The organism is Xenorhabdus sp. Sc-CR9, from assembly GCF_963897815.1.
Lineage (GTDB): Bacteria > Pseudomonadota > Gammaproteobacteria > Enterobacterales > Enterobacteriaceae > Xenorhabdus.
Map to the genome: position 1 here is coordinate 45,391 of NZ_CAWQTY010000138.1, position 12,688 is coordinate 58,078.

The following is a 12,688-nucleotide window of genomic DNA, read 5'->3' on the forward strand; positions in this document are numbered from 1 at the left end:
AGACATTTACACCCCTAATGTTTTTCTTATCTGACCGTTTGTTTGAAAGTCCCGAATCAAATTGGCCTTGGCTGTCGCTGCGCCCTGCTCTGCCCCGCGGCGGGCGGCTTCTTCCATGGCGGCCAGCAAGACCTGATCGCCATTGCCTGATACCTGAATAGTCTGGTAGACATGAATATCCCCTGAACCCGCGGCGGGTGGCGTCATGGCTTCCACCCCTAAAGCCCCATCAGAACCCCGCTTAAGGGGCAGAATGGCTTCCGGCCCCGCTTCGCCCATTAATCCGCCCCCTTTGGCAAATTTAAATAAGGTCGGGCTGCTGACTATTTGCCCGCTGTACTGACTTAAATCAGCCGATTGATAAACACCGCCTTTGGCATTGGGAACAAAGCTACGCCAGTTGGTTGACATCCCCATGGCCCCCGTATTGGCAGAAGACATATTGCCACCTGCTGAGGCTAATGAGCCGGTTCCTGACATGCCACCAAAGAAGCCCGATATTGCCTTGGTGATCATGGCCTGCATGGCAATGCGTACCAAATCCTGAATGATGGATTGCGCCAGTGAGGCAGACAGTTCTTTCATAGACTCCGAGAATGACTTACTCCCCGTCAGCATCCCGGTTAAGGCGTTACCGGTACGCTGTTCTACCGTATCCAGCAGGTTCATCTGCATTTTTTGCCAGTTTCCCTGTGCGGCATACAGTTCTTTGGAGGCGGAAAATTGGGCTTCCTTGGCGCGGAGGGTGGCCGCCGTGGTCAATTGCTCGTAACGCTCCTTGCTGATACGATTATTCATATAATACGCATCATACAGCGCCGTTTGTTCTGTCAGCTGGTTTTTGAGTTGCACAACAGGATCAACCTCACCCGCGATATCCAGACGCGGAGCCGCCCATTGTTTGGCCTGCTCTGCCAGCTTATCCCTGACAGACGTTTGATATAACATCCTGCTGGCTGACAGATATTCCTGCTCGGTCAGTAATCGGGTGCTGTATAAGGCTTTGAGTTCCTGATTAGCCTCTTGCTCCTGACGAATTAAAGCCCGTGCCGGCGCATATTTTTCCGCCAGCGCCACCCGTTGCTTTTGGTGATTTTCCGCGTTAAGCGTCATCAGGCGAGAAATTTCACTCTGGGAAACCAAACCCGATTTACCGACCTCAGTCAGTTTTCTCTGGTTCTCCTGTTCACTTAAGATGATGCGCCCTAAGCTGGTTGCATGCGCCTGTTCAATTTCCTTGCGTAATTGCTGATATTGGTTGAGGGTTTGTTTTCCTTTGTTGTTATTTTTATCATTATCACCACCCTCATCGCTAGGTGGAGGAGGATTATTTGGCGGTGGTGCGTCAGGAGGGAGAGGGATATTGAATTTTCCAATAGATACCGTTTTTTTATGCTGGTTAAGCCTATTAGTCTGTACTTCAAGCCCTTTATCAAGATCTTCTAATTGACCGAGAAGCTCCCGCTTCTCTTTTTCTAGCTTTTTGGGATCAGGAGATAAAAAATATCCTTTTCGCGCCAGATTAATTCTGATATCAGAATATCTACCTAATTTTCGAACAACTTCTTCCCTTTGCTCTTTTAGATTGTCTATCTTCTCCGTAATTTCATCTATTTCGACCTCAACTTTTACCTTGGAAAGAGCTTGGAGTTGCGCAATGGTTTCGACAACAGCATCTTTCAAGCCAAGCGCTTCTGTCTTTGCTTGTTTGGCGCTATCACGAAAGTACAATAGCGCAGAACCTGCCAGCATTGCGGCACCAAAGGGTCCTCCAATCATTGCCCATGCATTACGGGCAATCCCCATGGTTCGGGATAGCGCCTGATAGGAAAAAGAAAGTCGGCGGTTAGCAACTTCCAGCGTTTTTGTCGCTCTTTCTCTTTGTTTGAATGCCTCTGTCTCTTGCCTAAATAATGTCTTTTTCTCCTTAGCATAGTTAACATAAATTCCGTGCTGACGGTTTGTGTCCTCCAGATATTTAATGTGCCGACGCTGCGCTTCCGTTGAGCTAATCGTGGCGTTGGCTTGTTCAATGGTGCGTTTCGCGGTTTCAGCCTGTTGCCGGGCAGCGTCACCTGATGCTTTTTGCGTTTTAATCCATTCTTTGGACTGATCTTTTAAGCTATTGGCTAACCTACCCCCCATCACTGACACCAGCCCATAAGTGGCAACACTGGCAACATTTACATTATTGGTTAATGTATTTACCGCCCCTGTAATGGCCTGAACACCACTGCGCAATGGCCCCTCTGCGCCTTCTCCCGCTTGAAGGATCACCTCTCCCAATGCCCCTTTGAGCAACGCCAGATCACCATTCAGGTTATCAGCCTTCGTATTAGCTTGCTCAAAAGCGGTACTCGTGCCCGTTAGCGCGTCCCTGAGTTCATTTAATTTACTGACATTCTGTTTCAGAATGGTAGCTGAACTAACATTTGCCAATCGAAACATTTTTACCATCGCCGTGGTAGACAATTTCTTTTTGCTGAGGTTATCCAATGCCTCACCCAATCCCACGACAGAAGGTCTTAACGATTTGTCAGTGCTTTTCTCCAAGTTCAGAATGATATTACGCAGGGCGACTCCCGCTTCACTACCTTTAATACCTCCTTCTGCCAATACCTGAATCGCTGCATTTAATTCCTCAAAAGAAATTCCCGCTTGTGATGCAATCGTGCCACTGTTCTTTATCGCAGAGGCAGTTTCTGTAATTTCTGAGGAACCATACTTTGCCCCTGCCGCCAGTACATTGATATAACGTTCTGTTTGTGCGGCTGATGCACCGAACTGATTGAGGGAAAGAGTCAATGAGCGGGCGGAGTCAGCCAAGGTAAGATCGCCTGCCTGCGCCAAGGTAATGGCACTTTTGGTAACTTTAATCAGTGCATCACTGCTTTTCATCAGCTCCGGTTTTGCAGAAGCCACCAATTTGATGGCCTCAGCCGCCTGTGTTGCTGAGAATTCCGTGGTGCGCCCCATCTCACGGGCTGCCTTGTTGTAAATCGCTAACTGTGCGCCAGTCGCCCCCGTAATCGCAGACAGGTTAGATAATGCCTGTCCATAGTCACGGGTCGCCGTCAGAATGGAACCCAATGAAAATCCTGTCCCGGCCAGCAGCATCAACTGGCCGGAGACTGATTTAATCTGTTTACCCAAGGACAGGTAAGCGGATTCCGCCTTTTTCGCGTCTTTTTTGGCCTTGTCGGAAAATCGCTCCGACTCCCGCCCGGCGTGACGGTAAGCGCCGGTGATCTGGGAGCGGAACGAGGTTGCATTGAGCAACAAGCCCACGGTGAGCGTTGATAGATTTGCCATAACTTAACCTAATAATTTCATGACGGCGTCACACTGCGCCTGCTCCGTATCGCGGGAAACGGGCGCAGGAGAGGAAGGGGTATCCGGCTTGTTATTTTTTAGCTGATAATACGCCTGCCACTCGTTGAGGGTGGCGGCAGGCAGGGACAGGATACGGTAGGGATCAATCTCGCCGAGCTGTTCCGCGAGGGCAAAGGCAAAATGCAGCCACGGCGAGCGGGTCAGTTTTTTTCGGCGTCCTCCAGTGTGCCGATGGAATGGCGTTTCACGATCTGGATGGCCTCAATTATCGTGGCGTTGTCGTGAATCCCCATCAGCTCTTCCGCTGTCGGTAAATCTTCGGCGGCAATGGGTTTGCCCTTGTCATCCACCAGACAATCCAGCACCCGCTGGATATTCAGATAGGAAGCCGCGCGGCCGCCCTCTGCTTCACTCAGCCTTTCGGTTTCTTCCTCCAGATCCAGTAATTCGGAGGCGGTCATGCGGCGCAGATTAACCTTGGCGCCAAAGAGTTCCACTTCTTTCACATGGGGGCGCGGGGTCAGTAAGGCGGCTTTCAGATTCATGATTGGGTCACTCCTGTTTTGGTTTTATCGATACCCCAGACGAGGTTATTTTGTTTGCCCTTGACCGTGATTTGAATCACTTCACTGGCCGGCGCGTTAATGTCATTCATCTCCCAGCCGGAGAGCGCTAATATCATAGTCGCCGTGCGCCTGTTCGGCAGGGCAACGTAAAACTGGACTGTCTCACGATGCTGGGCAGCATTCAGGAAGGCGGTAAAATCGGCGTTTTGCGGATCATCAATAAAGCCCAGTGACTTCTCCGGGCCTTCCGGCATGTCGGAAATAAACTGTTTGTTGTTATCCATCAGGGTGGTGCAGTCAACAAAACTGCCTGTTAACCCCGTAGCACCCAGCGCCTTGCAGTTAATCAGGGGTTTCATCTGCTCAACGGTATCGCCGGGCTGGCCAAATTTCACCACCGTGCCCGCAGGCAAAACGGCGTATTCAGGGGAGGTTGCCATCGTGTATTACTCCATCAAAAGTTATTTACTGTAAGCGGACAGGGCGTCACGGATTTCTTGCGTGAGCACCTTAATAACGGCGGTTTTGTTGTAATCCAGCGCCGGACGGATAAAGGGGTTCGGCACCTGCTTAATCGTGCCCATCTCCTGCGCCAGCGCTTTCATCCGGTCGGCTTTGGCGGGACCCACGGTAATCATTACCCCGCCCGGGTATTTCGTGGATTTTGTGGATCGAATGTTGATATTGTCCCGCAGATGGGGACCCTCACTTTTCTTGTCATAGCCTGCGTGAGCCGCCATGTCTTCTTTGACGATTTCCATAGCGGTTTTTCCGGCCTTGCGTAAGATTTGGGTCTGTAGGTCGGTTTCCAGTGCCTGTAACTTACGACCCAGCGCTTCCAGACCGGAGAGGTTGGCGCTAATCATTGGGCACCTCCGCATAAGTGATAATAAAGTCGCGGGTCACGCGGTAACGCTTGCGGTTTTCGGTCAGTTCCTCGGCGTCCTGATGCAACACCCCACGCGACACGGTTTGCACTGGGGTGCGCCCAAGATAGCCGTGCTGCACCGATTCCCACGCGGAACGGATTTTTTGCTCCAGCCGGAGGGCTTTGGTGTAATCGTTCAGGATTATCAGGCTGATTTGAAAACGGGCTTCAATTAATCGGGTGGCGGCCAGTCCGGTACTGAACTTCGGGTCACTGATACGCTGATAGGTGACGCCCTCCAGTACGGTTGAGGGTAATATCAACGGGTAGGCCGTCAGCGTCGTTAACCGTTCCAGTGCGGCTTTGATATCAGACTCTATCATGGCGCACATCCGCTTCGGTGGTGATCACAGCGCGGTCAGGGCGATTGCGATCCACGGTGCGCACGGTAAACCGCCGCCCCTGATGTTCAACCAGCCAACTGACGGCAATCTCTGCCCGTGGCCGGATCGTGAATTGCTGCACTTCAATGACCTGTTGCTGGTCAGCGGTGCGGGTCTTGCGGTTGGATATCGCCTCCGCTTTTGCCCAGACCGTCGCCACGTATTCCGGGGTGATGGTTTCCGATCCCAGTTCATCACGGGTGATGACGGGGCGGTACAATTTAACCCGGTGACGCAATGAACCGGCTTTCATGGGTAACCTCCTATAAGGGAATATAACGGTAAGGTTCCAGCAATGCCTTAAATCCGGTGGGCAAAGACTGGGCCTCGCGGTTTTCATACCAGTAGCCGACAGTCAGCATGATCGCCAGCGTGATATCTTCTGAGACCTGTAAGCCATCGGGGTCATTGTCCGGCACGGCGTCTTCATACAGGCGGCGGTTCAGGTAGTTCTCAGCCCGTCTGATGGCCGCCCGGGCGTAGGTATTCAACAGGTCATCATCAGTGTTATTGTCGAGGCGGCATTGTTGTTTCAGTTGTTCGAGGGTGGGAAAAGCCACGGTGCCTCCTGAAAACCTGCGACCTCATGGATCGCAGGCACAAAAAAACCGCTTACGCGGCGTGAGTGTCATTGCCGGGCATTACCCCGCTGATACCGTACCCTTGCCGACCAGCGCCTTGATGGCGGAGGCATCTTCCAGAATACAGTCAAAACGATGGAAGGCGAGGAACGCGGTCTGGTCAAAGTCCGCATAACGCTCAACCAGACGTTTTAGGGTCATATAAGTGACACGACGCACAATAAAGCGGTTAAAGTCACCACAGTAGATGAACTTGTTGCCTGCCTCCATGTCGGCAATCGCCTGATCAATCACGTAGGGAACCCCCAGCACGGTAGAGGGCACAACGCCCGCAATGGCCGGCAGCCACAATGGGCGGTTCTGGGCGTCTTCCATCTCCGTGATGATTTTCAGCGTACTGTCATTAAACGCCCAGCGGAAAGTGCCGGCATTGCGGTACGCCGGATCAATGGCGTGTTTCAGGGCGTTCATGTCCTTCCAGCTAAACTTGGCCGACGCGGCCACTGTCCCCGTCACCGAGGTTTCCAGTCCTTTGGGTTGCTGCGGGCTGCCCTTGCCGGTGCCTTTCACCAGATACCGGGCTTCACCCCGCCCGATACGTTCGGCAATGCGTTTGGCCAGATAGGCTTCCATGTCAATACCGGAGTCCAGCAACAACTCATTGGACACCCGGATGATTTTGGAAGAGAGCTTCTTCGCCCCTAAAGACTCAGTGCCAAACACGGTATCTTCTTCACTGGCTTGCGTATTTTCGCCCAGCAATTCCCCTTCTTCCGCCGTGCCGTCCGCGGTTGACCATTCGATAGTCTGTCCGGTGGCGGTGCTGAGAATTTGCGCCACACTGGCAATGCCGCCGTAGGCTTTCATTTGCTCCACCACTTTGTTGAGCATCTGGGTGGGGACGGTGTAGCCGCCTTTTTCATCCGGTGAGGTACCCTGCGCCCGCAGCTCGCGCAACGCCTGACGCTCTTCGGGGGTCATGTCACCCAGCCCGTGACGCAGGTATTTATCAAAGGCCGCGACCCGGCGTTCTTGCTGCTCCGTCTCCGGGTTAGCCGGGTTGTTGCGCTGCTCCGGTTCCTGCTCATCCACCAGTCGTTGATCCAGACTGCGCAAATCTTCTTCGCGCTGGATGTGGGTGTCAACACCCTCCAGTTCGGTTTTGGCCTTATTCCATTCGGTGCGCTGCTCGTCGGTCCATGCGTTGTCCCCGATGGTGTCATGCAGGGTGCGCATCTGGGCGGCGATGGTGTTACGGCGTTGTTTTAGTTCATGCAATTTCATGCGTCTCTCCTAGAGATTCAATAGGGTCAATAGCCGCTCACGGGCCTGTTTTTGGTTAATCGCCTGTTGGAGTGCTCCGCTGTGGCGTGCCTCCTGCCATGCCTGTAACGAACGGACGGCAGAATCCGCGTCCTGATAGGCGGGATAGGTCACTGGACTCACGTCATACAACCGGGAGAAGCGGCTGATTTCCCGGATAACAATCCCTTCCTCATCTTCGTGCCATTCCTCACCGTCACGGGCAACCCGGAACGCAAAAGAGGACTGGGTAATATCGCCCCGCTGCATCGGGGCCAGTACCAGATCGCGGATGGTCTGGGTATCCGGCGCGGTAATGTCATAGCGCAAGCCCTTGTCATCCACTGACAGGGACAAGGTGCCGGACGTGCTGCGCCCCAGAATAAAATTAGGGTCATGGTTAAACAGGCCACGCACGTCATCATTGAGCACCTCGTCAAAGGCACCGGGTTTGATAATTTCGCGAAAGCCCCACAGGGGTTCAGAGCGGCTGTTAAACACCGAGCCGTAACCGACAATGCGTGTCGGCTGCCCCTCCGGTGTGTCAGCCCGCACCTCGCCGGGGTAACAGCGCAGTTCTCTGTCACGCATCAGTTTGATTCTCCTGTTCAGGCGGTTGAGGGTTGTTAATGGGGCTGGCTGCATTGACACTGACCAGCATGTCATCCAGGCCATCCACCGGGTTCATGTCTTCAAAGGCGCGCGCCTCGTTACGGCTCATCCAGCCATCGGTAATGGCGAAGTGGTAGAACTGGGCGCGTTCCTGTGGCGTGCCCCGCAATAATCCGGCCAGATTGAACCGGACATAGAAACCGGCCTGCCGTTCCTGCCGGGTAAACAGGCGGCGGTTCAGCTCCTGCTCCCAGTTGGCTATCCATGGCATCACGGTATGCCGCACAAACTGGATAGACTGTTCGGAGATATTGGAATAAGTGGCCTTCTCCAAATCATTAATCATGTGGGCCGGCACATTAAAGAGACTGGCTATCATGGAGCGGTTGAGTTTCAGCATGTCAATGAGTTGCGCATCCACCGGGGAAACGGTCAGGGCGTGATAATCCAAATCGGCCGGCAGCAGCAGGGTTTTGTTTTCCTCACGCCGCAGGGCAGCCGACGCCTTCCGCCACATTGTTTTGAGCCGTTCCCAACCTTCTTTTGCGACTTCGCCCTTGACGGAGACAATCCCCGCCGGACGGGCATTGCCGCCAAAAAAGGCGCTGGTGTACTTCTGTCCGCTCATGCCCATACCGATGGTTTCGGCGTGTTGCAGAATGGGACTTAAGCCCAGCTTACGGTTATTGCCCAGCGCCCGGATGTGGATCATGTCGTCGGGGCTGATGGCGAAACTGCCGTCTTCGTTATACACGCCGTAGGTGTAGCGTCCGCCGGTGTTCAGCAGCGTAGTTTCCCACGGCATGCACGCCTCCAGCTCAGTGACCTCACCCCGGCGGTTACGTTTTACCCACGAGTAACCATTGCCCCAGCCAAGGACATGGCGCTGTTTCAGCTCCCGCCATTTGTAGCTGGTCTGCCAGCTGTTGGGTTCATCATGCACCAGATAAAACACCGGGTGATCACGCGCCATCTCCACCGACTGGCCTGTTTTGCGCATTACATGCAGCGGCATTTGTGCCACCGACGACGAGAGCACATAAATACAGGCATACACTGCCGCCAGTTTCATGGCTGTTTCGGGGCTGACATAGACATCAGCACTAAACAGACCGTCATGTTCGGCAGACTCGGCGGTCAGCGGGACGTGGGGATTTTCCAGCGGTTCACTGCGGAACAAGGCATCAAGCAGCATGTTTCCCCCTTCTGGCGGCGACCAGTGCGTAGATAATGGCGAAAACGCCCCCAATCATCAGGGTATTGGCCAGCCCGTATTTCAGGTAACAACCCGCCAACATCGCCCCGAACCCTGTCAGGGCGATGATATCAATCAGTAAATTTTTCATAGGAATAACAGGTCATCAGGATCGAGGGTAGAAAGGAAGTCCGGTGCTTCGTTCAGGATAGCCCGGCCCATCGCCATAATCAGGGCTACCGCGCCGTCAATTTTGCTGTCCTTTTGCTCCTTGATGGGGCGCACGATGTCATCATTGCCGCCCATTGTTTTTCCCACCACGTTACCGAGGCACCACGACATAATCGGGTGTCCGTCATGGTGAAAGCGCCCGGACTGAATCGCGGCTTCCAGCTCCTTCATGGGGTCGCTCATGTGGGTGAAGTTCTGGGTGATGATAATGGGATTGATGCCCTCATCGGCCAGCGCATGGGATAAGCCGGTGGCCCCAAAGGGATCAATCGGCGCTTCTTCGACCGGGTTCAGCTGGCTGGCGGTCTTCGCTTCTTCAAGAATGTAGCGGTAATCCACTTCGGCCCCCTCGGTCACAGTCAGCAGATCCATTTCTGCCCACTTCTGAAAACGTTCAGCGGTACGGCGGTTTTCGGCCTGCTCCACGCTGTATACGGCGTCATGCGGCACCCAGAAAAGCGGTGCCACACTGTAATAATGGCGCTTGCCGTCAATTTCACGGGTAAAAAGCCGTGCCATGCTGTTCATGTCCAGTTTGCGGGCGAGGTCAAACGCCAGAATGCAGGGCTGGCCCTCGAATTGTTCCAATGTCAGCGAGGTGTCTTCGCACTGTTTCCAGTTCACCATATTGAAGTACGCCTCCCGTGCAGACACCCAGATATTGAGGTGCTTGGTCTTGAACACGCTGGCGAGGCGGGGGTTGTTCAGGGCGCGCTGTTGCTGACTGAGCAGAAAGTCCGCGTAGACGGAGACCCCCATATTCGGGTTGGCTTTGCGCAAGACGTCCGGGGAAGTCCAGTCATCCCCCTCATCCACGGTGTAAATGATCCCGAACAGCTCATCATTGGGCACATTGCCGGACAGCATCTCGATGGTTTCGCGGCGTTTGTCATAACAGGGACCTTCAATGTTATAGCCTGCCGTGGTGATCGCCCACATCAGGGGCTGACGCCGTGCCCCCATCCCCGTCAACATCGTGGTGTACAGGTCGTCGGTATCGTGTTCATGGTATTCATCGACAATGGCGCAACTGGGGGACTGCCCGTCACCGGGGTTACCTATTAATGGCTCAAAGCGCGCCCCATCTGCCGGGCGGTTCAGGTTGGAGGCATTCACTTCAATGCCGAACGCCTCGACCAGCATCGGGGTACGCTTGCACATCAGCCGCGCAGGGCGGAACACTTCCCACGCCTGCTTCTCGGTCGTGGCCCCGGAATAGACCTCCGCCCCGAACTCGTCATCACAGGTAAAGCAGTAGAGTGCGACACCCGCTGAGATGGCCGACTTGCCATTTTTGCGGGGGATCTCCGTATACACTTCGCGAAAGCGGCGCAACCGGCTGCCTTTATGCACCCAGCCAAACACCGAACAGATGATAAACAGTTGCCACGGTTCCAGTGTAATCGGCATCCGTTTAAACGCCCATTCGCCCTTGGTGTGGGGCAGCAACTGAATAAATTTCGCGGCGCGTTCTGCCAGATCCTTGTCAAAACGGTACTTGAAGGCCTTGCCCTTCTCTTTCGCCACATCATCCAGATGCCGCTGGCACGCCTCTTTGACAGAACGCCCGGTCTCAATCTTGCCGCGCACCACATCCCGGGCATACTGGTTCGCCGCATTGACATTCAGATAAGATTTACGGCTCATGATGAAATCATCCTCATAAACGGGTTGTCCGTTTTGGCCTTGCCTGCCGCCCCGATCAGGCGCTGACGGCTGCTCGGGTCTAACCCCAGCATGGAACCGGTGGTATCCATTTCAGATTGTTGTTCTTTCTTGGCGGTCAGTTCGGGGTTTTTGACAGGCCCGCCCGTCGCGCCGGTCACGGTGTTACCCTGCCGGGCAATATTGACCACCGCCATGCGCCAGAACTGATAAGCCACACACCAACGTTCCAGTACGGCAAGGTCAGTGACACACAATAACCCCTGTGTGCACAGTTCCTTGCTGGTCATCTCCCACATCACCACCGCCAATGACAGATCATTTTCAACAAACCAGTCCGGCGGGGAGACCCCGGTCAGTGGCGTAAAGCTCGGCTCATCGCGGTTGAGCTTGCGCTTGCCCGGATTACCGGCCAGTGCCTTTCGTGCCGTCGGCTTGGGGCGACGACCTGACTTCCCCGCCGTTCCCGCCATACGCAGCACCTCCCGTGCTCAAAAACAGTGAAAGAGGGATAAAACGCCCCCGGATTTAAAGTTCATTTTTCGCGGGCATAAAAATTGACCCTAGGCGGCGGTCCCTTGGGGCGAGAGTGGCAGGGATTTCACCCGCCCCTCCCCCTGAGTGACCATGACATGCGCAATGATTGCAAATGGAAATTAAATCAGTCTCAGGCTAAGAATGCGTGACTGTCTCAATGGATATCATTTCACTTGAAATTAGACTTGTTTCTTGTTCATCGTAATCGCTCCGTGGCGGTCTTGCGTTTATGGCAGGTAAAGCACAGGAGCATCAAATTTGATAACGCATCCGTCCCGCCATGTGCCTTGGGTTTGATATGATCTACTGTGGTGCCTGTGACTGCCCGACCATTGCGTAGACACTGCTGGCATAGATGCTTATCCCGTTGCTTCACTGTGATTCGTAGTTTGTCCCACTTGCTGCCATAGCCGCGCTCGTGTCGGCTCTTGCCCTGCTGATGGTTCTGCCAGCCTGTGTGCAGGTGATCAGTGCAGTAGCCTGAGCGATCAGTCGTAGTCTTGGGACAGCCTCGTTTGCGGCAGGCTCGGGGTATACGGGGTGGCATGTTCTGGCCTCCATATTTGCCTCATTTAGCATATTCAACTGTTCTGTTTGATATAACCCCGTCATTTTTTAGCCGGCGTTTTATAAAGTTCTGCCTAATCCATTTGTCACCGCCTTAAATATGGGCAATGTCCGATAGACTTTAGGTCTACTGCATGGCGATCACGATTTATGTGTAAACTCTCGTTTACCACCACCAATAAGACCAAGTGCCATCTGACCGATATCATCAATCAGCCTTTCAGCTTTATTGAGGGTGACCAGATCATCTTGTCGCTTTCTCAGTCTGCGGCCTGCATCAGATGAATCTTCATCAGAGGCTTTTCGGGCTTTTGCTACAATGTTCTGCATCTGTTGAATTGTGTATCCAACGGATGGAATATATGTATTACTTTCTTTATCAGCTAGATCCAGCAGCCATCTGCGTAATGATTTGGCGACATCAGTATCAGCTAACATCCCAATTAAATGGGAACCTCTGACAGAGAAAATTCTCACCTTCTTTTTACGTAAGCTATTGTTTATTCCAATGGTCATTGATTCAGTGACCATCGTCATATCGTCTGTGAACTCATCTTTGTTAGCGTTGTAAAGATTGGTTACAGATTTCTCGTTCTTATATTCAAGCAGTTCAGCCATTTGCTTACTGGTAAACCAGATCTTCCCGTCACCATTATCAAATGGAACGATTTCGTGCTCTTTAAAAGTTAATGCTGTAGTCACGATGCTTATCCTTAACTTAGGTAATGAACCTTTGCCGCAATAGGAAATCAGCCCATCGAGTAGCATCAGTTCTAGCTGATTCCTCA

15 protein-coding genes are annotated in these 12,688 nt (G+C 53.2%); all 15 read right to left on the reverse strand.

All coding sequences use genetic code 11. The annotated features are described in order from the left end of the window. Positions 1-6: 6 nt before the first annotated feature. The 15 genes from AACQ81_RS06715 to AACQ81_RS06785 all read right to left on the reverse strand — a co-directional run bounded on the left by AACQ81_RS06715 (position 7) and on the right by AACQ81_RS06785 (position 12,668). Positions 7-3,312 carry a phage tail tape measure protein gene (locus tag AACQ81_RS06715; RefSeq protein ID WP_237386710.1) on the reverse strand — a complete coding sequence of 1,102 codons (3,306 nt, stop codon included), beginning with the start codon at positions 3,310-3,312 and terminating at the stop codon, positions 7-9. A gap of 221 nt (positions 3,313-3,533) precedes the next feature. Beyond that, positions 3,534-3,878: a phage tail protein gene (locus tag AACQ81_RS06720; protein ID WP_272903040.1), complete on the reverse strand. Its 345-nt coding sequence runs from the start codon at positions 3,876-3,878 to the stop codon at positions 3,534-3,536. After that, the gene (locus AACQ81_RS06725) at positions 3,875-4,339 is read right to left on the reverse strand and encodes a phage tail protein (RefSeq protein ID WP_237386711.1); all 465 of its coding nucleotides are present in this window, start codon (positions 4,337-4,339) and stop codon (positions 3,875-3,877) included. Before AACQ81_RS06725 ends, AACQ81_RS06720 begins: the two co-directional genes overlap by 4 nt. 21 nt (positions 4,340-4,360) lie before the next feature. After that, complete coding sequence (locus AACQ81_RS06730) at positions 4,361-4,765, reverse strand: HK97-gp10 family putative phage morphogenesis protein (RefSeq protein WP_237386712.1); 405 nt, start codon at positions 4,763-4,765, stop codon at positions 4,361-4,363. After that, positions 4,758-5,150, reverse strand: coding sequence for a hypothetical protein (locus tag AACQ81_RS06735; RefSeq protein WP_237386713.1), 393 nt, complete (start codon positions 5,148-5,150; stop codon positions 4,758-4,760). Before AACQ81_RS06735 ends, AACQ81_RS06730 begins: the two co-directional genes overlap by 8 nt. Further along, entirely contained in the window at positions 5,137-5,550 is a 414-nt protein-coding gene (locus AACQ81_RS06740; RefSeq protein WP_237386714.1) for a phage head closure protein, read from the reverse strand. Before AACQ81_RS06740 ends, AACQ81_RS06735 begins: the two co-directional genes overlap by 14 nt. Continuing rightward, a complete protein-coding gene (locus tag AACQ81_RS06745; protein WP_237386715.1) occupies positions 5,474-5,770 on the reverse strand; it encodes a head-tail connector protein in 297 nt (98 codons plus the stop codon). Before AACQ81_RS06745 ends, AACQ81_RS06740 begins: the two co-directional genes overlap by 77 nt. Positions 5,771-5,851: 81 nt before the next feature. After that, positions 5,852-7,075: a phage major capsid protein gene (locus AACQ81_RS06750; protein WP_237386716.1), complete on the reverse strand. Its 1,224-nt coding sequence runs from the start codon at positions 7,073-7,075 to the stop codon at positions 5,852-5,854. Positions 7,076-7,084: 9 nt separating this feature from the next. Then, positions 7,085-7,684 carry an HK97 family phage prohead protease gene (locus tag AACQ81_RS06755; protein ID WP_237386717.1) on the reverse strand — a complete coding sequence of 200 codons (600 nt, stop codon included), beginning with the start codon at positions 7,682-7,684 and terminating at the stop codon, positions 7,085-7,087. Next, positions 7,677-8,900, reverse strand: coding sequence for a phage portal protein (locus tag AACQ81_RS06760; RefSeq protein ID WP_237386718.1), 1,224 nt, complete (start codon positions 8,898-8,900; stop codon positions 7,677-7,679). Before AACQ81_RS06760 ends, AACQ81_RS06755 begins: the two co-directional genes overlap by 8 nt. Continuing rightward, positions 8,890-9,051 carry a hypothetical protein gene (locus AACQ81_RS06765; protein WP_237386719.1) on the reverse strand — a complete coding sequence of 54 codons (162 nt, stop codon included), beginning with the start codon at positions 9,049-9,051 and terminating at the stop codon, positions 8,890-8,892. The genes AACQ81_RS06760 and AACQ81_RS06765 overlap by 11 nt, the downstream gene beginning before the upstream one ends. After that, positions 9,048-10,778: a terminase large subunit gene (locus tag AACQ81_RS06770; protein WP_237386720.1), complete on the reverse strand. Its 1,731-nt coding sequence runs from the start codon at positions 10,776-10,778 to the stop codon at positions 9,048-9,050. Before AACQ81_RS06770 ends, AACQ81_RS06765 begins: the two co-directional genes overlap by 4 nt. After that, positions 10,775-11,269 carry a phage terminase small subunit P27 family gene (locus AACQ81_RS06775; RefSeq protein WP_237386721.1) on the reverse strand — a complete coding sequence of 165 codons (495 nt, stop codon included), beginning with the start codon at positions 11,267-11,269 and terminating at the stop codon, positions 10,775-10,777. Before AACQ81_RS06775 ends, AACQ81_RS06770 begins: the two co-directional genes overlap by 4 nt. 260 nt (positions 11,270-11,529) lie before the next feature. Next, positions 11,530-11,880 carry an HNH endonuclease gene (locus tag AACQ81_RS06780; protein WP_237386722.1) on the reverse strand — a complete coding sequence of 117 codons (351 nt, stop codon included), beginning with the start codon at positions 11,878-11,880 and terminating at the stop codon, positions 11,530-11,532. A 161-nt stretch (positions 11,881-12,041) separates the two neighbouring features. After that, the gene (locus AACQ81_RS06785) at positions 12,042-12,668 is read right to left on the reverse strand and encodes a BRO family protein (RefSeq protein ID WP_237386728.1); all 627 of its coding nucleotides are present in this window, start codon (positions 12,666-12,668) and stop codon (positions 12,042-12,044) included. Between the last annotated feature and the right edge of the window lie 20 nt (positions 12,669-12,688).

Excerpts from the sequence above, each read along its gene's own strand:
- AACQ81_RS06755 (WP_237386717.1), bottom strand. The coding sequence starts at position 7,684 with ATGCGTGACAGAGAACTGCGCTGTTACCCCGGCGAGGTGCGGGCTGAC.
- AACQ81_RS06750 (WP_237386716.1), bottom strand. The coding sequence starts at position 7,075 with ATGAAATTGCATGAACTAAAACAACGCCGTAACACCATCGCCGCCCAG.
- AACQ81_RS06735 (WP_237386713.1), bottom strand. The coding sequence starts at position 5,150 with ATGATAGAGTCTGATATCAAAGCCGCACTGGAACGGTTAACGACGCTG.
- AACQ81_RS06775 (WP_237386721.1), bottom strand. The coding sequence starts at position 11,269 with ATGGCGGGAACGGCGGGGAAGTCAGGTCGTCGCCCCAAGCCGACGGCA.
- AACQ81_RS06725 (WP_237386711.1), bottom strand. The coding sequence starts at position 4,339 with ATGGCAACCTCCCCTGAATACGCCGTTTTGCCTGCGGGCACGGTGGTG.
- AACQ81_RS06785 (WP_237386728.1), bottom strand. The coding sequence starts at position 12,668 with ATGCTACTCGATGGGCTGATTTCCTATTGCGGCAAAGGTTCATTACCT.
- AACQ81_RS06720 (WP_272903040.1), bottom strand. The coding sequence starts at position 3,878 with ATGAATCTGAAAGCCGCCTTACTGACCCCGCGCCCCCATGTGAAAGAA.
- AACQ81_RS06760 (WP_237386718.1), bottom strand. The coding sequence starts at position 8,900 with ATGCTGCTTGATGCCTTGTTCCGCAGTGAACCGCTGGAAAATCCCCAC.
- AACQ81_RS06715 (WP_237386710.1), bottom strand. The coding sequence starts at position 3,312 with ATGGCAAATCTATCAACGCTCACCGTGGGCTTGTTGCTCAATGCAACC.
- AACQ81_RS06780 (WP_237386722.1), bottom strand. The coding sequence starts at position 11,880 with ATGCCACCCCGTATACCCCGAGCCTGCCGCAAACGAGGCTGTCCCAAG.
- AACQ81_RS06730 (WP_237386712.1), bottom strand. The coding sequence starts at position 4,765 with ATGATTAGCGCCAACCTCTCCGGTCTGGAAGCGCTGGGTCGTAAGTTA.
- AACQ81_RS06765 (WP_237386719.1), bottom strand. The coding sequence starts at position 9,051 with ATGAAAAATTTACTGATTGATATCATCGCCCTGACAGGGTTCGGGGCG.
- AACQ81_RS06770 (WP_237386720.1), bottom strand. The coding sequence starts at position 10,778 with ATGAGCCGTAAATCTTATCTGAATGTCAATGCGGCGAACCAGTATGCC.
- AACQ81_RS06740 (WP_237386714.1), bottom strand. The coding sequence starts at position 5,550 with ATGAAAACCGCGAGGCCCAGTCTTTGCCCACCGGATTTAAGGCATTGC.